This window comes from Bacillus sp. YC2, assembly GCF_019891195.1.
Lineage (GTDB): Bacteria > Bacillota > Bacilli > Bacillales > Bacillaceae > Bacillus.
The window spans coordinates 77,487-93,072 of record NZ_JAHXDO010000009.1; the positions used below are offsets into that span (position 1 = coordinate 77,487).

The window sequence follows — 15,586 nt, forward strand, 5'->3', positions numbered from 1 at the left end:
TTTTTAAAAATAACTGCGTGCCCCTAAATAGGCTTTTTTCCAATAGGAATTGCTTAAGTTTGATATTTCAACGCCGGAGGAGCTTGCGTGAATAAAGCTGCCGCCGCCTAAATAAATTCCCATATGAGAAGGGCCCGCTTTATATGTCGTAAAAAAGACAAAGTCTCCCGCGGACGGCTGGCTGACATGTTTCATTGTATTCCAGTATCCGGCAGCACTCAGGCGGGAAACAGAGCTTACTTTATTCAAAAGGTAATAGATATAACCGCTGCAGTCGAATCCGGCAGGGGTATTTCCTCCCCAGCGGTAAGAAACGCCGACGTATTTTTTCGCTTCGGCTATCATTCTGTCAATCTTTGATCCTGTCTCAACGGGAGGAGATTCAGGCACAGGCGGCTTATTTCCCGGCTTCTGTACAGGTTCTTTCGTTTTATTCGTTCCGTTAATCACCAGAACTTGTCCGATTTGCAGCACATCGGTTGTGAGTTTGTTTTTTTCTCTGATGAATTGTGCGGTGATGCCGAACCGATTGGCAATTTTCCAGAGGGAATCGCCCGGTTTCACTGTATATGCAGAAGGCTTCTCAGAAGAATTTGGTTTAGAAGGTGTTTTTGTGCCGCTGTTTCCGCTCTTTGAAGAACCTTTAATTTTTAAGACTTGTTTCGGATACAGCATATTGGACTGTAAATGGTTTAACGTCTTTAATTCAGCGATTGTCATACCGGCTTGATTGGCGATTTTCCACAGCGAGTCGCCTGGCTTTACGGTATAAGTTCCTGATGGTGGCGCGCCTTTATCAGGATTAGTCTGTTTACCGCCTCCATCTGTGCTGCCGCCGGCTGAACCTTTAATTTTCAGTTTTTGGCCCGGATAGATAACGTCCGAACTCAAATGATTCAGGCTTCTTAGCTTTGAAACACTCATGCTGTGGTTTTTGGCGATGACCCATAACGAATCACCGTATGTAACAGTATAAGTTCCCGTACTGTTTTTGGCTTTTTTGGCTGCCTTATGTTTATTGCCGTCCGGTATGTTCAGCCGCTGTCCTGGGTACAGGATCGTTGATTTTAGTTTATTTTCCGACTGCAGGGCTGAAATGCTTGTATGATATTGACGGGAAAGTTTCCAAAGAGAGTCGCCGCTTTTCACTTGAATCGTTTTAGCTTCAGCGGGATGCACTGCGAATGTTGAAGTCATCACTGCAGAAACAGCCAAGCCGGCTGCGATCTTTTTTTTCATATAACGAAAAACCTCCTATTGTCATCATTGCTAAAGGAATCATCCGTTTTTTAGGACAATCTCTATCTTGCAGGATTTATTCAGAAGTCGACACCATTTTATTTCATTTGAGCCTATGATGAAGCAACGCCACACATTTTACATAAATAGAGATCATTTCACAAAAGACTTTGGAATCATTTTCATTTTTTTCGCGATTTTCCTCCTTTCTTGTCTGTTTTTCATACAATTCTCTTTTTAACGGGAAATTCCTTCCCAGAATGAGGCCAAAAAAAAGCCCGTTTCCTTTTTAGGAAACGGGGAGTCATTACAATGCTGCGGAATCAGCTGTTTTCACATCTTCTAATATCAGCTCGGCTGCGCGCTTTGCGCCTCCGGCAGTGCTCAGTGATTCTCCTATTTCATTTGCTTTTTCTTGATACTCAGGATTTTCACTTATTTCTTTTATCGTCTCTCTCAGCAGTTCAGCAGTTATATCTTCTTTTTTAAACAGCTTGCCTACACCTGTCTTTTCCACTTGTCGGCCGACAGCAAATTGATCACCGGCCATCGGAATCACGATCATCGGTGTTTTGTAATAAAGGCCTTCGCTCGTGCTGTTCATCCCTCCGTGAGTGATAAACAAGTCCGCCCTTTTCAGGATTTCAAGCTGCGGCACGTATGGTTTGACGATGACATGCGGCGGAATCTCATCCAGTTCAGCCGGGTCAAGATGCTTGCCGATAGACATGACGACCTTCCCCTCATAGTCCCTGCTTGCTTTTAGGCATTGATTAAATAATTCCTTTTGATTGTTGAAAATCGTGCCCATTGAAATAAACAGCACCTTTTCCCCTTCAAGCTGTTCAAATGGGAAATCGCTGTCTGCCGGCCTGTCGGTAATAGACGGCCCGACAAAAAGGTATGAGTCTCCGAAATACTCCTCCTTCGGCTGAAAAGCTCTTGAGGTAAACACGATCGTTTTCTTGCCGTCATTTGAGAAAACATCAAATGGAGCGGCAATATCTGCTCCGAACTCATTGTTTAATCGCCCGACCTTCTCAGTATATGCCGGATAAAATGGTGATTCTTCTGAAACCAAGCTCGCATTTGAAAAGACTTCTCTCACGAATTCTTCATTCATCGCAAACGTCGTACAAAGGGAATATGCCGGCAGTTTTAATATGTTTTTGACCAGTCTCCCTGCCAAGAAGTGGTGGTCGTACATCATGTAATCATATGATTCCTGCTTTACTTCCTCAATAATGCGGAGTGCGGCTTTTTTAGAGGTTTCGAGCATCAGTACTAAAAATTCTGTAGAATCTCTGTTCTCATCACCGGTAGCGTTTTTTCCGAATTGATCTTTTCGGAAATCCTCATATTCACGGAATTCCGCGCCGCTTGACACGATTTTATCTTCGTATTCCTTAACGCCGTAATACACAACGTTCTCACCTTTTGCCTTTAATTCCTTTACAACGCCTAAAGACGGGTTGATGTGGCCTTCTCCCGGAAAACCGATCATTAATACATTTGCCATCTCTCCACTCCCTTTTCCTTTTAAATTTTATGTATAATTCAACGATAACACGCATACAGAAAAAGGTAAAGATATTCACTTCATTAATATTTAAATGAGTACAATATTACTACGTTATTATTATTTATGAAGGGCGCGCTGAGATACAAGCGGATACAGGGCGCCATCTTTAGCGAAGGACATTTTTCCTGTTTCTTCTGAGACGACAAGAACAAGCGCATCAGTCACGGCCGAAAGACCCATTGCGGCCCTGTGGCGAGTGCCGAATTTGAGATCCACTTTTTTTGTTGTTAAAGGCAGTACGTTTGCAGCCGATACGACCCGGTTTTCCCGCACAAGTACGGCACCGTCATGAAGCGGGTTTCCGGGATAAAAAATGCTTTCAATTAAAGCGGAACTGATTTCCGCATGCAGACTGGTTCCTTTTTGGATAAGTGCGTCCAACGGGTCTCCACGCTCAATGACAATCAGCGCGCCGTGTTTTTCTTCGGCCAGATGCTGAACCGCCATCGCCAGCTCTGTATATGAAGGTGTAAAGTGTTCTATATATGACTGTAAGTAAAACGATGAGGCGATCGCCTGCATTTCCTGAAACGTATGGCCCAGTTCATCTAATTCGCAAAGAAGACATTGATCTTTTTCGTCCAATGTCCGCAATATCATTGCGGCATCCTCCGTAATTTGCTTCAAATAGGTTTGGACAGCAGCGGTAAACGCACTTTCGTTCATTTGGATTCGGCGCAAACATCATCAACTCCTTTCTCTTATTTTCCGCAACCCGCGCATGGATATGCGTTTTCGTGTACATCATAAAAAAGAAAGGAGGCGCGGCCCAATGGAGTTTGCACGATTGATGCAATATATCTGTACCTTTTTAGGGATCATTTCTCTTACATTTATTTATGCCCGGATGTTTAAAAAGCCGAAATCGGCGAAAAAAGAGTAGGCTAAGTGTCCATTGCTTTTTATACATAAAATGTTATAATTTCTCTCGTTAAAATAAAGAAACGGGGAACCCAACTTGAGAGAAACAATAACGAATGGTCAAAAGGTCAGACAGCTGTTACATATCTTCATTCCGATTTTAATTACACAGGCAGGCCTTTCTCTTATTACGTTTTTAGATACCGTCATGTCAGGGAAAGTGAGTGCAGCCGATTTAGCCGGCGTTGCAATAGGCTCCAGCCTGTGGACGCCGATTTATACGGGGCTTGCAGGGATATTGATGGCCGTTACGCCAATCGTGTCGCAGCTTTTTGGGGCGGTCAGGCATAAAGATGTCCCTTTTTCTGTCATCCAAGCCGTTTATGTAGCGGCAATTCTCAGCGCGGCCGTTATCCTCATCGGCTTTTGCACCATTGATTTGATTTTAGGAAGTTTGCATCTTGAACCGCATGTGCAGAACATTGCCAAACATTTTTTAGGCTTTTTATCACTTGGCATTTTTCCTTTATTTGTGTATGCGGTGCTGCGTTCGTTTATTGATTCACTTGGGAAAACGCGAGTCACCATGCTGATTACGCTTTGTTCATTGCCTATCAACTTTGCTTTAAATTATGTTTTTATTTTCGGAAAGCTCGGAATGCCTGCATTAGGCGGTGTGGGCGCCGGACTCGCTTCTGCCCTCACCTACTGGTGTATTTGTGCGATCAGCTTTTTTATCGTTTACAAATTCGAGCCGTTTGCCGGATATTCCGTGTTCCGTAAATTGTACCGGTTTTCTCTGTCCGAGTGCAAAAAGCTGTTAAAAATCGGCTTGCCCATCGGCTTTGCCGTGTTTTTTGAAACGAGCATCTTTGCGGCGGTCACATTGCTGATGAGCCACTTTCAGACAGTGACGATCGCAGCCCACCAGGCGGCAATGAATTTTGCTTCCCTGCTGTATATGCTGCCGCTCAGCGTGTCTATGGCGCTGACCATACTAGTCGGATTTGAAGCCGGCGCAAAGCGTTACAAAGATGCCCGTTCGTACAGTTTTATCGGTATTGTGATTGCCATTTGTTTTTCTTTATGCACGGCAGCTTTTATTCTGCTGCTCAGACCGCAAATTGCCGGGATGTATACGTCTGATCCGGATGTATTGCTTTTGACGCAGCACTTTTTAATCTATGCCCTGTTTTTCCAGCTGTCTGATGCGATTGCCGCCCCTATTCAAGGCGCTCTGAGAGGATATAAGGATGTGAATTATACACTCGGTACAGCTTTTGTCTCGTATTGGATCATCGGGCTGCCGGTCGGCTACGCTGTCGGCACCTATACGAGCCTGGGGGCATACGGCTATTGGATTGGTTTAATTGCCGGACTTGCCGCAGGAGCTGTCGGTTTGTTTTTCAGGCTGCTTAAGCTGCAAAAGCGTTATGTAAAAGAAACGAGGCTCTCATAAAGGAGGAGAATGATGCCAAAAAATATACAGCTATACGACTATTTAATGCAGCACGCGGAAAAGATAAGTAAAACTTGGTTTGAAACCATTCATGAAACGGACCAAAATTCTGTTTATGCTTCTTCTGATCCTGCGGTGATTGCAAATCTAAAAAAACAAAACCTGGCGTTCAACTATCAGATCAATCGTATTTTTTCTGATAATGAAGAAGTCTATACGTCCGCGTTAAAAGAGTGGGCGTTTGAAGCGGCTCAAGATAAGGATCATTTGAAAACGCCTATTCATTACATCATTCGGGAGTTTATCAGAGTGAGAGATTTGTATGTCGGCTATGTGAAACAGTTTATCAGGCTTCACCCTGACATCATGACGACAGAATACGCCGAGGATGCCTTTCATACGCTGATTAAATCGTTTGATTTGGTGATTCATATTTTTATAGAAGAAATGTATAAAAACACAAACACTCAGCTTGAAGCCCAGAAAGAATTGATAACTGAGCTGAGCTCGCCTGTGATTGTGCTGTTTCACAACGTCGGCCTGCTGCCCTTAATCGGGGATATTGACACTGCAAGAGCCAAACACATTATGGAGAATACGCTTCATCAATGTGCGCAAAAACAGATTACGCAGCTGTATATTGATTTGTCGGGAGTGGCGATGATCGATACGATGGTTGCCCAGCAGCTTTTCAGCTTAATTGAGGCACTCGGAGTGCTCGGGGTTGCATCGACATTATCGGGGATTCGCCCGGAAATTGCCCAAACGGCGGTTCAGCTCGGCCTGACATTTACCGAAATATCAGTACGGTCTTCACTTGCTGAAGCGATCGCTTCAGATCTGAAATTAAAAAAGGTATAAGGCTGAAAATCGCCTTATACCTTTTTTATTAATCTTTCCACGGGTATGTCCAATATACTTCTTCTTCAAACCACGTTTGGAGAACCGGTTCGTTATTTTTAATTTTTTCTTCAAGCTCTCTGAGCATGCCTTCTGTTTGGGTGCGGTGTGCTTTTAAGGCATTCATTTTAATATCAGCGACTTCTTTGATATCAAGTATGACGTCAGGCTTGCCGACAACTTCTTCCCTGTTGCGGGTGATCGCCATGCAAAGCGTGCGCGGACGATCCTCTTTTTTCTTCCTGTAAAGAGCTCTGATTACCGCTTCACCACAGGCATCATGATCCGGATGGACGCCGTGTCCCGGATAAAATGTAACGATTAGACTCGGCTTTACATCATCGATGATTTCTTCCATGATGTCCGCCAGCCACTCGTCATCTTCAAATTCAAGTGTTTTGTCACGTAATCCGAGCATCCTCAGATCGGTGATGTCCATCGCTTTACATGCATCAATCAGCTCTTGCTTTCTTAACAGCGGCAGTGTTTCACGATTGGCGAAAAAGGGATCTCCCATGTTCCGGCCCATTTCGCCAAGCGTTGCGCAAGCATACGTAACGGGAATATCTTTTTGTCTGTGTAAGGCAATCAGCCCTGCCACTCCGTATGATTCATCATCAGGGTGAGGCAGGATGACGAGTACGTGTTCTTTCATGATTTTCACCCTTTTCTTTAAACTGTAAACGGCTTTTCACTGATTTGAAGTGAAATTGCCAATTTTCCGCCCGGCAGATGCCCTGCCATTAAAAGACGGTTGTCGTCATCTACTGTATATTCAGTCAGGCCTTCTGCATAAATCCAGCCTTCTTCGGTTTTCAAACCGACGCGATACGGGCCGCTGCCTTTTATCTTCGCCTGCTGGTACGTCACTTTCGCATTGCGTATATAAGCTACAACCGTCATGTTTTTTTCATTCAGGTGTGCTGAATAAGAACCGGTTGTCGTTTCCAAATGGATATATACAGGACGATCCGCAAATCGTTCTAAAGAAGTTTGCACATCTTCTTTTATGATCGCTTTCATAGCTGCTCCCCTCTTTCTTCTCTTAAAAATTGCAAACGCTTCGTATGTAATTCAACCAATTCGCATTTCTCAATCGGTTCCAGCCGGGAATTCACAATTCGCTGCACCGCCAGCACAAACTTCTCCTGAAGCGGTTTTCGCAGCCTCGGATGTGTTCTTTGATCCAGCAGTTCAAGATCAATGGCCTCCTCCACTTCTTCAAGGGTTGAACCGGAGAGTGTACGGTTGTTCCACAGTGCGGTATAAGCTGCGGCTAAATCTTTATCAGTTCCCATTGTACAGCTCCTTTACATACTCGTAATGATTATACATAATTTAAGCTTCCGCTGGAAAGCGAAAGGCTTAGCGGCTTTTTAAAGGCCGTTTCCATTTCAGCTGTGAAACCGTAAACAACAGCAATGCGGCCCATATACAAATGAAGGTAAACACTTTTTGTCCTGAAAAAGGCTCGTGATATACAAATACTCCGAGCATAAGGGTAATGGTCGGCGCAATATATTGCAGAATGCCCACCTGATAAAGCGGCAGACGCTTTGCCCCCTCTGCAAACAGCAACAGCGGCAGCGCCGTAAATACACCGGCGAAAAAGAGCAGCGCCCATGTCCCTGCGCTCCATGAACCAGACGAGCTTCCATTAGCGGCATAACCTATATAAATAAGAGCCAAAGGCGTAATCAACAGCGTTTCCAGCGTTAATCCGATCGTGCTGGACAAGCTGGTTCTTTTTTTGCATAAGCCGTATAAACCGAAGCTGAATGCAAGGAGTAATGCGATATAAGGAACCGCGCCATACTGAAACGCGGAAAGGATGACGGCTGCTCCGGCAATAGACACTGCTGCGATTTGAAGCCGGTTCAGCTTTTCTTTTAAAAATATGATGCCCAAAAGTACAGAAACGAGCGGATTAATATAATATCCAAGACTTGCTTCAAGCAAAAAACCGTGATTTACGGCCCATATGTATACAAACCAATTGACGGAAATTAAAATGGAAGTGAAAAAAAGCGCCAACAGGCCTCCGTTCGCCTTCAGCAAACGCAGCTCCCGCCATCCCGTCCTCCACTTGCGAAGCACTGTCAAAAGCACACACATAAAAACAAACGACCATATGATACGGTGGGCTAAAATCTCCATTGCCGGGATATGTTCAAGAAGCTTCCAATAGACCGGAAACAGCCCCCACATGACAAATGAAACAGCGGTATAAATGATTCCTTTTCTTGCGGCATTATGTTGCACAGCCTTCCCCTTCCTTTCTGTAAACAGATTATATTATATCACGGGAAGCTTTAGGCAGGCATATACTATGTTGTCCGTTAAGAAAGGGTGAGATGCCGATGTTTGAATGGAATAGATATTTTCCCTTCCATAATCAGTTTTCTAAAGAAACGTTTAAAAATGCAGATCCGAAAGATGTCGAGTCATACGTCAACCGAGTGATGGAAAGTGTGTTCGGTTCCGATTATGCGGGGCAATTCCCATTTCGCGACCCGCTTTCCAAAAAAGCGGAGCCGGTCGAGGCCGAACCCCCGAAACCGGAAATTGACTTGTTCGAAACTTCTGACCATGTCTTTGCGAAAATTCCGGCTGAACAAGATGAACTTGATCATATCAGGATTAAGCATACGTCACACAGTCTTGTCATTGAAAACAGCAGTCTTTCGGAAGGGAAAAAAGAAATCGTTCTCCCAAGCCTTGTGAAACGGAAGGGAACGAAGGCGGTCTATAGAGACGGGATGATAGAAGTCATGTTTTCAAAACTAGAAGATTATAATTTGTCGGAAGTGGAAATTATGAGATAAAAAAACGGCCTGCATAACGCAGACCGTTTTTCTTTAATAAAAGGGCGGATAACCCGCCCCGGGTCCAAAGCCGCCGTATGGAGCTCCTCCGTATCCGTAACCGGCAGCACCGTACGGATACGGGGGCCTCGCAAACCCGGTAGCAAGCGCACCTCCGAGAAGGCCGCCTAAAAATCCGCCGACTAAAGGAGCGCCGAACAAAAAAGGACCTCTCGCCGGATATCCGCCCGGTCCGAAATTCCCGCGATACATTTCATGATGAGGGTACATGTTTTTTCCTCCTTTATGTCTGCCTATTCTTAAGAATATTCATAAAGGGCGGGTTTTGATTGGGCGGCCTTGCTGTTTGCAGCCATTACGCCTCTCAAAGCGTTTAACATCGAAATTGTAAGATTTATAATGTTCTTCAAATGAATGCGGCCTGATGTTAGCCAGAAAACGTTATGGCGAGATTTTGTACAATGAGTTTAAAATCTTACATTCCAGAGTTTGACGATATATTCTGAAGCATTTAGAAGAAAGATGCTGTTTCCCATAATTCAGCAGAAGGCGCAGCAAGTATTACTAAGATAAAGCCCCTCTCCTTAATGGATTGGGGCCTCATTCACCTTCGCAGCCAGGCTTCTTTTACATACGCAGCTGAAGTTTCTCTGCAGTTTTTTATTATCTGTACACCAGACCGCCATCAGTTAAGATGGCTTGCCCAGTAATATAATCTGAATCATCTGAAGCCAAGAAAGAGACTAAATTAGCAACATCTTCAGGTGTTTGATATCTTCTCAGGGCTATTTCTGAAGAGAATTTTTCAAATGCTTCTCCCGGATGTAAGTCATCACTATGTTTAACCATTTCTTCATCGATTCTATCCCACATTTTTGTTTTAGCAACCCCTGGACAATATGCATTAACTGTTATTTTATATTCCGCCAACTCTTTAGCAGCTGCATGTGTAAAAGCTTTTACAGCATGCTTGGATGCAGAATAGGTGCCGAGCATTTCAAATGATTCGTGACCAGCTATACTGCATGCATTAATGATTTTACCCTTTGTATTCTGCTTCATGAACTGGCCAGCGGCAGCTTGAGTGCCAAAAACAACACCATTTACGTTAACACGGAATAATTTATTAAGTTGTTCTTCCGTAATCTCTAAAAATGGAGAAACAGCTTCAATACCGGCATTGTTTACAAAAACATTGAGACGTCCAAACGTATTTGCCGCTTCCTTCACTAAATTAAATTGATCATGACGTTTCGACACATCCCCTTTTACGCCGATAACATCAAAGTTTTTTTCTTTGAAATCTGAAACAGTTTCGTTTAGCAGCGCTTCATTTATATCATGCAGCACGACACGAAAGCCATCCTTGCAAAGCCTTTCTGCTATGCCCCTTCCTAATCCTCCTGCAGAACCAGTAACGATTGCTGTCTTGGACATGAACATTCCCCTTTCGCAACGAGTCTTTAATCATAGTATGAACAGCTCAAAGTGTCTTAACAAGTTTGAAACTGCTGCCTCACATTCAGCTTATCTCAATTGAAATATTCATTGACAGTCGCCGATGTCAAAAGTGTCCGCCTATTTCAAAGGCAAAGATGCAATGGGAAGTACCGTTAGGATAAGCGAAGATAGGTAAATAAAAGATAAAAGAGGGATTTAAGTTGGGAAAAAAGTTATATTTATGTTTAATATGCGGGTTTAAAGGATTAGATGAAAGACTTTTGTATAACGGCGAGTATCAAAAAACATTTGAAATTTGTCCTTGTTGTGATTTTGAGTTTGGCTGCAGTGAAGATCATGATGTAAAATTAGGCTTTATTGTAACTCCGGATCATTTAATTGAGGCTGCATTTCAGATGTATCGTAAACAATGGATTAAGACTGGAATGAAAATTGCACACCCTGAAGATATTCCAGAAGAATTTGATTGCTTAAAACTCGATGTCTTATTAAAACAATTAAAAGACTTACATCTCGATTTAAATAATTTTGATATTGATGGTTTTCCGGAGATGTACCTGTAATAAAATAAGATGCCTAAGCCCTTCTCCTTTTAAAAATAGGAGCTTACAGCAGTTCTTTTGCATCAATAGCAGGTGCTTTCATTTCATTTTACCGTTTTATTGTCATACAGAAAGGCTGCCGGGAAAATATCCGGCAGCCTTCTGTCAAGGTCTGTCCTGCTCTTGTTCACATTTTTCGTCTCGTGCGGCCGCTCCCGGTTCGCAAAAACTGTCGGCCCACTTTTGCATTTCCTGAAAAACGGATTGCAGCGCCATGCCTTTGTCGGTCAGTTTATAAATGACTTTTACAGGGGTTTCAGGCAGCACCTGCCGCTCGACAATTTCATTTTGTTCAAGCTCTTTCAGCCGCTCCGCCAGCATTTTTTGGCTGATCATCGGTATAGTTTCAGTTATATCTTTAAAACGTTTCGGCCCGTCCATCAGCACATGGATGATAAGACCGTTCCAACGCTTTCCCAACAGCGAAAAAGCGGATTCCATTTTAGGACACATTGTATATCCCATGTGACTCCATCCCTTCATCTATTAATTGACAAGTTTTCAGTCATCCATTAAAATAAGTTTTCGAGTTACATTTAGTAAGCTTCTAACTTTTCTATTATGATAACACGTTTATCCGAAGGAGGAAACATTATGACATCCGTATTGGATCTTTTAAAAGAACGCGCATCTGTTAAAGAATACGATAAAGATGCGGTTATGACAAAAGAGGAATTAACAGAACTGCTTGAAATCACGACACAAGCGCCTTCCGCTTGGAATCTGCAGCACTGGCATTTCCAAGTATTTCACAGCGACGAAGCAAAAGCGGCTCTTCTTCCGGTAGCCTTTAACCAAAAACAAATTATCGAATCATCTGCGGTAGTTGCCGTTTTAGGTGATTTGAAAGCAAACGAAAACGGTGAAGAAGTATATTCTGAGCTGGCTCGTCAAGGCAATATCACAGAAGAAATCAAGCAAACGCTTTTAGGCCAAATTAACGGCGCTTACCAAAATGAACAATTCGCCCGCGATTCTGCATTTCTAAACGCTTCTTTAGCAGCGATGCAGCTGATGCTTGCCGCAAAAGCAAAGGGTTACGATACTTGCGCAATCGGCGGATTTAATAAAGATCAATTCGTAAAAGAATTCGATGTCAGCGACCGCTTCGTGCCCGTGATGCTTATTTCTATCGGTAAAGCTGTCAAACCGGCACATAAAAGCAACCGTCTGCCTGTTTCAAAAGTTTCAACTTGGCTGTAAGATAAAAAAAGCCTTAGTTCGCCTATACGAACTAAGGTTTTTTTTACATATGTTGCTCCCGGTACCACACGCGCGCTTGTTCTGCTTCATGCTGGGTAAGCTGATGGCCGCCCTCCTGCCAAAAAAGAGAAGCGGCTGCATTTGCTTCTGTCAGATAATGATGCAGCTCCTCAGACTCCTCTTTTGAACAAAGCGGGTCTTGCTTGCCTGCACCGATAAAAACAGGCAGCCCGGTCATATCCGGCAGCGCAAGTCCCCGGATCGGCACCATCGGATGATGCAGAATCGCCCCTTTTAATACATCTTGATAATGAAACAGGAGGCTCGCCGCAATATTGGCGCCGTTTGAATAACCGGCCGCAATGACGTTTCTTCTGTCAAATCCGTACGTTTGTGCCGCTTCATCGATAAAATTCTTTAGTTCTTTCGTCCGTTCAATCAAATCCTTTTCATCGAACACGCCTTCTTTCAGCCGCTTAAAAAAACGGGGCATGCCATTTTCGAGAACCGAGCCTCTGACACCGAGCAAATTCGCGTCGGGGTCGATAAAACGGCCGAGCGGCAACAGGTCATGTTCATTTCCTCCCGTTCCGTGCAAAAGCAGCAGAACGTTTTTTGACGTTCCTTTTTCATAAATATGTTTCATCGTATGCGCCTCCTTATATTTTCGGAAGAATGCCGGTAATTTGTTTGCGGTGTGCTTCCAGCCATTCCGGAAGCTTAAGCTCTGTACCGAGACCGTCAAATGTTTCATCTGTCATAAAGCCCGGTTCATCCGTTGCCATTTCAAATAAAATACCGCCGCTTTCTCTGAAATAAATAGATGTAAAGTATGACCTGTCAAGAATTTCAGAGGATGAGAGATGTGAAGCGGCAAGTATGTCCTTCCATTTTTCCTGTTCTTCGCCTGTTGTGCGGAAAGCGACATGGTGAACCGTGCCAAAGCCTCCGACACCGCTCTCTTTCGGCGCAAGATCAACATCTATCATATGTCCGATCGCAGCCTCCGACTGAAGCCTGACGATTTGATTTTCCTCCCCTATTTTCGAATAGCCGAAGCTTTCCGTCAGAAATCTGATAGTAGCTTCAGGACGGTATGAGTACAAAAGCACTCCCCTTATGCCTGTAATCGCTTCATTTTCCGTAATACCGTCGGGCGTCCATTGGCTTTTTCCGCTTCTTTCATCTTCCATGATTGCAAGCGGCAGATCCTCTGTATCATCGAACAAAAGCACTTGTTCAGATAGCAGCGTATGCTCCGTTACAGATAAGCCATTTTGTTCAAGGCGGTTCTTCCAATAAGGAAGCGCTCCTTTCGGCACGGAGAAATAAATCCTTCCGGCCTGGCCTTTTCCCACAGTGCCCCGGCGGCTGCCTTGAAAAGGGAAAAATGTAATAATTGTGCCCGGCTCACCGTTTTGGTTGCCGAAATAAAAATGATACGTGGCGGGGTCGTCAAAATTAACGGTTTTTTTAACAAGACGTAAGCCGAGCACCTCTGTATAAAAGCGCAAATTTTCAGCAGGGTCTTTCGCAAATGCGGTAACGTGATGCAATCCTGGTGTATTCAATATATCCACTCCTAAATATCTTGATTTCGAGATATTCATTATTTTAAATTGTTTCCGGTGCAAATGCAAACAAAGCGCTTCGGTTAAAATAATAATAGAAATCTTTTTTTTCTGAAAAATATCTTGTGATCTTATCTGACAACTGCTATTATAAGGAGCATTATCAGGTTCCAGGAGGAAAGTAAATGGTCAGAAAAGCACTAATTTTCATTCTTATCTTCATTCCTTTCAGCCAGCTTGCGTTTCTGTCGCTCGCTAATCGGATTGATCCCATTATATTCGGGCTGCCTTTTTTTCATTTTTGGCTGCTTTTATGGATAGCAGTCACTCCTTTATGTTCGTTTTGCATTTATAAGCTTCAGAAAAAACAAGGAGGATTGGATTGATGCCCGCAAATGTTACCGCACTTATTATTACAGCCATTATCGTTTTAACCGTCGTCTGTATCGGCTTTATCGCCGGAAGAGACAAATCAGCCCGCGCATCTGTTGAAGAGTGGTCTGTCGGCGGCAGGCGTTTTGGCGGATTGCTCGTCTGGTTTTTAGTCGGCGCCGACCTTTATACCGCTTATACGTTTTTAGGGCTGACCAGCACCGCCTATACCGGGGGAAGCGTGGCCTTTTTTGCGATACCGTATTCTGTGCTGGCATATTTTATTGCCTATTTCTTTTTGCCGAAGCTTTGGAAGGTAGCGAAAATACATAAATTGACAACACTTGCTGATTACGCCCGGGAGCGTTTTGACAGCAAGCTTTTGGCGAGCCTTGTCGCCATTGTCGGTGTCCTCATGCTGATTCCTTATATCTGTCTGCAGCTGAGCGGCATTCAGGATACGCTTCAGGTAGCCGGGACAGGTGTGATTAATGTCAACATGGTGGTCATCATTTCATTTGTTCTTGTTGCGCTTTATACCTTTTTCAGCGGGATTAAGGGTCCTACTTTTACAGCCATTATTAAAGATATTTTAGTATGGGTCATTATGCTGTTTATGGTTGTGTCACTCCCGCTGATTCATTTTCACGGCTGGATGCCGATGATTCACACGATGGCGCAAAAAGCGCCGCAAATGCTGACGATTCCTTCATCAGGGCCGAAAGGAATCCCTTGGTTTATTACGGCTTCCATCGTATCGGCGCTGGCTCTCTTTATGTGGGCGCATGCCGCGACAGGAGTATTTACGGCAAAAAGCGCTGATGCGGTCCGTAAAAACAGTATGTTTCTGCCGCTTTATAACATTGTCTTGATTCTTGTCATTTTTCTCGGCTTCATTGCGTTTCTTGTACTGCCGGAGGACACCAATCCGCGGCTCGCTTTGCTTAAGCTCATTCAAATGTCTTACGGCGGCGTCGCGCAGGGCTTTGCTTATTCAACCATCGCTCTTGCTTCTTTAATCCCGTGTTCCATTATGGCTATCGGGGCTTCTAACTTATTTGCGAATAACTTGTACCGCGATTTGATTCATCCGAATGTTTCACAAAGCAGGCTGACGATCATCACCCGTTCCATGGTGTTTGTTGTCATCGGTCTTGCGCTTTTGTTCGGAATGCTTTTCCCGACGGCGCTCGTTACGCTGCAGCTGCTGGGCGTTTCCGGAATGGTGCAGATTTTCCCGGCCATCGCCGTCAGCTTATTTTGGAAAAATCAAACGAAAGAAGCAACGATTATCGGTCTGCTCGTCGGTCTTATTGTGACGTTTACAGTAAACATAACCCAATCTTCCCACGGCATTTATGAGGGCTTCTGGGGTTTGGTTTCCAATTTGTCAGCCGTCGTTATTCTTAATCCGTTTTTTGTGAAAAAAGCGGCTTCAAACGCAGTGAAAGAAGGTTTATTCGGTAAAACATCCTCTGATAAATTGAATCAAAAAGGCGCGTAATATGAAT

At 43.9% G+C, this 15,586-nt stretch carries 19 protein-coding genes; 7 read left to right on the top strand and 12 right to left on the bottom strand.

Going from position 1 to position 15,586, the window contains the following annotated elements; all coding sequences use genetic code 11:
* Nucleotides 1-3 precede the first annotated feature (3 nt).
* The 3 genes from KY305_RS14795 to cdaS form a co-directional block, all read right to left on the bottom strand.
* Nucleotides 4-1,239 carry a C40 family peptidase gene (locus KY305_RS14795; protein WP_223063184.1) on the bottom strand — a complete coding sequence of 412 codons (1,236 nt, stop codon included), beginning with the start codon at nucleotides 1,237-1,239 and terminating at the stop codon, nucleotides 4-6.
* A gap of 307 nt (nucleotides 1,240-1,546) precedes the next feature.
* The gene (locus KY305_RS14800; RefSeq protein WP_223063185.1) at nucleotides 1,547-2,758 is read right to left on the bottom strand and encodes a macrolide family glycosyltransferase; all 1,212 of its coding nucleotides are present in this window, start codon (nucleotides 2,756-2,758) and stop codon (nucleotides 1,547-1,549) included.
* Between the two features lie 120 nt (nucleotides 2,759-2,878).
* On the bottom strand, nucleotides 2,879-3,487 hold the full coding sequence (cdaS, locus tag KY305_RS14805; protein WP_262417805.1) for a sporulation-specific diadenylate cyclase CdaS: 609 nt from the start codon (nucleotides 3,485-3,487) through the stop codon (nucleotides 2,879-2,881).
* A gap of 292 nt (nucleotides 3,488-3,779) precedes the next feature.
* On the opposite strand from cdaS, the gene KY305_RS14810 reads away from it, so the two are divergent.
* Nucleotides 3,780-5,141, top strand: a complete 1,362-nt coding sequence (locus tag KY305_RS14810) for an MATE family efflux transporter (protein ID WP_223063187.1) — start codon at nucleotides 3,780-3,782, stop codon at nucleotides 5,139-5,141.
* 12 nt (nucleotides 5,142-5,153) lie between these two features.
* The gene (locus KY305_RS14815) at nucleotides 5,154-6,002 is read left to right on the top strand and encodes an STAS domain-containing protein (protein ID WP_223063188.1); all 849 of its coding nucleotides are present in this window, start codon (nucleotides 5,154-5,156) and stop codon (nucleotides 6,000-6,002) included.
* Between the two features lie 28 nt (nucleotides 6,003-6,030).
* Here the strand turns inward: KY305_RS14815 and bshB2 are convergent, their stop codons facing one another.
* The 4 genes from bshB2 to rarD all read right to left on the bottom strand — a co-directional run bounded on the left by bshB2 (nucleotide 6,031) and on the right by rarD (nucleotide 8,303).
* Nucleotides 6,031-6,696, bottom strand: coding sequence for a bacillithiol biosynthesis deacetylase BshB2 (bshB2, locus tag KY305_RS14820; RefSeq protein WP_223063189.1), 666 nt, complete (start codon nucleotides 6,694-6,696; stop codon nucleotides 6,031-6,033).
* Nucleotides 6,697-6,713: 17 nt separating this feature from the next.
* Nucleotides 6,714-7,064, bottom strand: coding sequence for a YojF family protein (locus KY305_RS14825; protein ID WP_223063190.1), 351 nt, complete (start codon nucleotides 7,062-7,064; stop codon nucleotides 6,714-6,716).
* Nucleotides 7,061-7,339 (bottom strand): hypothetical protein, encoded by a 279-nt coding sequence (locus tag KY305_RS14830; RefSeq protein ID WP_061528298.1) that lies wholly within the window; start codon nucleotides 7,337-7,339, stop codon nucleotides 7,061-7,063. The genes KY305_RS14825 and KY305_RS14830 overlap by 4 nt, the downstream gene beginning before the upstream one ends.
* A gap of 67 nt (nucleotides 7,340-7,406) precedes the next feature.
* Nucleotides 7,407-8,303, bottom strand: coding sequence for an EamA family transporter RarD (gene rarD, locus KY305_RS14835; RefSeq protein ID WP_223063191.1), 897 nt, complete (start codon nucleotides 8,301-8,303; stop codon nucleotides 7,407-7,409).
* Between the two features lie 98 nt (nucleotides 8,304-8,401).
* Between rarD and KY305_RS14840 the strand changes: the two genes are divergently transcribed.
* Entirely contained in the window at nucleotides 8,402-8,866 is a 465-nt protein-coding gene (locus KY305_RS14840) for a spore gernimation protein GerT (protein WP_223063192.1), read from the top strand.
* Nucleotides 8,867-8,899: 33 nt separating this feature from the next.
* On the opposite strand, the gene KY305_RS14845 is transcribed toward KY305_RS14840, so the two are convergent.
* The gene (locus KY305_RS14845; RefSeq protein WP_223063193.1) at nucleotides 8,900-9,136 is read right to left on the bottom strand and encodes a hypothetical protein; all 237 of its coding nucleotides are present in this window, start codon (nucleotides 9,134-9,136) and stop codon (nucleotides 8,900-8,902) included.
* Nucleotides 9,137-9,529: 393 nt separating this feature from the next.
* Entirely contained in the window at nucleotides 9,530-10,303 is a 774-nt protein-coding gene (locus KY305_RS14850) for an acetoin reductase (RefSeq protein WP_223063194.1), read from the bottom strand.
* 224 nt (nucleotides 10,304-10,527) lie between these two features.
* Here KY305_RS14850 and KY305_RS14855 point away from each other — a divergent pair, with 224 nt between their 5' ends.
* Nucleotides 10,528-10,890 (top strand): hypothetical protein, encoded by a 363-nt coding sequence (locus KY305_RS14855; RefSeq protein ID WP_223063195.1) that lies wholly within the window; start codon nucleotides 10,528-10,530, stop codon nucleotides 10,888-10,890.
* Between the two features lie 144 nt (nucleotides 10,891-11,034).
* Here KY305_RS14855 and yodB read toward each other — a convergent pair whose 3' ends face one another.
* Nucleotides 11,035-11,394, bottom strand: a complete 360-nt coding sequence (yodB, locus tag KY305_RS14860) for a transcriptional regulator YodB (protein ID WP_214813854.1) — start codon at nucleotides 11,392-11,394, stop codon at nucleotides 11,035-11,037.
* A 129-nt stretch (nucleotides 11,395-11,523) separates the two neighbouring features.
* Here yodB and KY305_RS14865 point away from each other — a divergent pair, with 129 nt between their 5' ends.
* The gene (locus tag KY305_RS14865; protein WP_214813857.1) at nucleotides 11,524-12,132 is read left to right on the top strand and encodes a nitroreductase family protein; all 609 of its coding nucleotides are present in this window, start codon (nucleotides 11,524-11,526) and stop codon (nucleotides 12,130-12,132) included.
* A gap of 43 nt (nucleotides 12,133-12,175) precedes the next feature.
* Here KY305_RS14865 and KY305_RS14870 read toward each other — a convergent pair whose 3' ends face one another.
* Both KY305_RS14870 and KY305_RS14875 read right to left on the bottom strand, forming a co-directional pair.
* Entirely contained in the window at nucleotides 12,176-12,778 is a 603-nt protein-coding gene (locus KY305_RS14870) for an alpha/beta hydrolase (protein WP_223063196.1), read from the bottom strand.
* A 13-nt stretch (nucleotides 12,779-12,791) separates the two neighbouring features.
* Entirely contained in the window at nucleotides 12,792-13,703 is a 912-nt protein-coding gene (locus tag KY305_RS14875; RefSeq protein ID WP_223063197.1) for a ring-cleaving dioxygenase, read from the bottom strand.
* 185 nt (nucleotides 13,704-13,888) lie between these two features.
* Here KY305_RS14875 and KY305_RS14880 point away from each other — a divergent pair, with 185 nt between their 5' ends.
* Both KY305_RS14880 and KY305_RS14885 read left to right on the top strand, forming a co-directional pair.
* Nucleotides 13,889-14,089: a DUF3311 domain-containing protein gene (locus tag KY305_RS14880; RefSeq protein WP_223063198.1), complete on the top strand. Its 201-nt coding sequence runs from the start codon at nucleotides 13,889-13,891 to the stop codon at nucleotides 14,087-14,089.
* Nucleotides 14,089-15,579 carry a sodium:solute symporter family protein gene (locus tag KY305_RS14885; protein WP_223063199.1) on the top strand — a complete coding sequence of 497 codons (1,491 nt, stop codon included), beginning with the start codon at nucleotides 14,089-14,091 and terminating at the stop codon, nucleotides 15,577-15,579. The genes KY305_RS14880 and KY305_RS14885 overlap by 1 nt, the downstream gene beginning before the upstream one ends.
* Nucleotides 15,580-15,586: the final 7 nt, after the last annotated feature.

What these genes read in the sequence shown, in the direction of transcription:
- KY305_RS14885 (WP_223063199.1), top strand. Translation starts at nt 14,089, where the DNA reads ATGCCCGCAAATGTTACCGCACTTATTATTACAGCCATTATCGTTTTA.
- KY305_RS14870 (WP_223063196.1), bottom strand. Translation starts at nt 12,778, where the DNA reads ATGAAACATATTTATGAAAAAGGAACGTCAAAAAACGTTCTGCTGCTT.
- KY305_RS14865 (WP_214813857.1), top strand. Translation starts at nt 11,524, where the DNA reads ATGACATCCGTATTGGATCTTTTAAAAGAACGCGCATCTGTTAAAGAA.
- KY305_RS14840 (WP_223063192.1), top strand. Translation starts at nt 8,402, where the DNA reads ATGTTTGAATGGAATAGATATTTTCCCTTCCATAATCAGTTTTCTAAA.
- cdaS (WP_262417805.1), bottom strand. Translation starts at nt 3,487, where the DNA reads ATGAACGAAAGTGCGTTTACCGCTGCTGTCCAAACCTATTTGAAGCAA.
- yodB (WP_214813854.1), bottom strand. Translation starts at nt 11,394, where the DNA reads ATGGGATATACAATGTGTCCTAAAATGGAATCCGCTTTTTCGCTGTTG.
- bshB2 (WP_223063189.1), bottom strand. Translation starts at nt 6,696, where the DNA reads ATGAAAGAACACGTACTCGTCATCCTGCCTCACCCTGATGATGAATCA.
- KY305_RS14800 (WP_223063185.1), bottom strand. Translation starts at nt 2,758, where the DNA reads ATGGCAAATGTATTAATGATCGGTTTTCCGGGAGAAGGCCACATCAAC.
- KY305_RS14850 (WP_223063194.1), bottom strand. Translation starts at nt 10,303, where the DNA reads ATGTCCAAGACAGCAATCGTTACTGGTTCTGCAGGAGGATTAGGAAGG.
- KY305_RS14825 (WP_223063190.1), bottom strand. Translation starts at nt 7,064, where the DNA reads ATGAAAGCGATCATAAAAGAAGATGTGCAAACTTCTTTAGAACGATTT.
- KY305_RS14845 (WP_223063193.1), bottom strand. Translation starts at nt 9,136, where the DNA reads ATGTACCCTCATCATGAAATGTATCGCGGGAATTTCGGACCGGGCGGA.
- KY305_RS14830 (WP_061528298.1), bottom strand. Translation starts at nt 7,339, where the DNA reads ATGGGAACTGATAAAGATTTAGCCGCAGCTTATACCGCACTGTGGAAC.
- KY305_RS14795 (WP_223063184.1), bottom strand. Translation starts at nt 1,239, where the DNA reads ATGAAAAAAAAGATCGCAGCCGGCTTGGCTGTTTCTGCAGTGATGACT.
- KY305_RS14815 (WP_223063188.1), top strand. Translation starts at nt 5,154, where the DNA reads ATGCCAAAAAATATACAGCTATACGACTATTTAATGCAGCACGCGGAA.
- KY305_RS14880 (WP_223063198.1), top strand. Translation starts at nt 13,889, where the DNA reads ATGGTCAGAAAAGCACTAATTTTCATTCTTATCTTCATTCCTTTCAGC.